The sequence below is a fragment of the Mesorhizobium sp. M7A.F.Ca.US.005.03.2.1 genome (genome assembly GCF_003997795.1).
GTDB classification, from domain to species: domain Bacteria; phylum Pseudomonadota; class Alphaproteobacteria; order Rhizobiales; family Rhizobiaceae; genus Mesorhizobium; species Mesorhizobium ciceri.
The window spans coordinates 1-802 of sequence record NZ_RZRP01001435.1; the positions used below are offsets into that span (position 1 = coordinate 1).

1 protein-coding gene is annotated in these 802 nt (G+C 63.3%); it reads right to left on the bottom strand.

Annotation, left to right across the window (positions count from 1 at the left end):
* Positions 1 to 486 (bottom strand): DUF6600 domain-containing protein (locus EN991_RS38305; RefSeq protein ID WP_348630523.1); only part of this gene is annotated, 486 nt, incomplete at its 3' end.
* Positions 487 to 802: the final 316 nt, after the last annotated feature.

The window sequence follows — 802 nt, forward strand, 5'->3', positions numbered from 1 at the left end:
CTCCTGAACCGGCCGCACCACCCTGACCAGATCCACCGCGCCGATCGCCGCCACCGGCACGAAACACCACCAGGCGTCGTCGAAGGCGGCACCGACGTCGGGCGGCGCCGGAGCCCAGCCGACATCATTGCCGCCCTGACGCCAGACCACCCAGGCTGGCGCCCATTGATCGCCGGCGATCCACACCCAGCCGAAATCGGGATCATACGCCCAGCGGCCATAGTGATAGACGACATCGCCGAATGGCTCGGTGGACTGCCAGTACCAGCCATTGTCAGTCCAGACCCACCTGCCTTCGGTGTAGGGCCGCCATTGGGTATGCACCGAGGGAACCCAGACATCGCCGAAGCGGCTGGAGGTTCGCCATCCGCCATAGTTCGAAAGCCTTTCGCGGACGGTGACGGAAATTTCCGCCGCATGCGCCTGTGTTCCGGGCAGCACCAGCGGGCCGGTCACCGTCGCACTCAAGGCCATGACCGCGGCCATTGCTGCAGCACGTCCACGCCGGCCGAGAGAGTGGCGTGAAGACGCTTGGAAAAAGGATATGATAATCATAACGGGCTCCAGAGTTCCGCATCCAGAAAATCCCGGGAACCGCCCTGCTGCCCGCCACCGCTTCCCGGCTTCTCACCGATCGGTTGTTATCGGCCCCGGTGACCGCATTGCGGCATTTGACCATCAACTTTGCGCGACCGGCGCGGCATTCACAAATGGGACGGTCGTTTCCGGCGCCCGGGCGATTGCGAAACCGCCGGGTGATCCCATTTTGCGAATAAACCATTGAAACCGCTGGAAACTATGG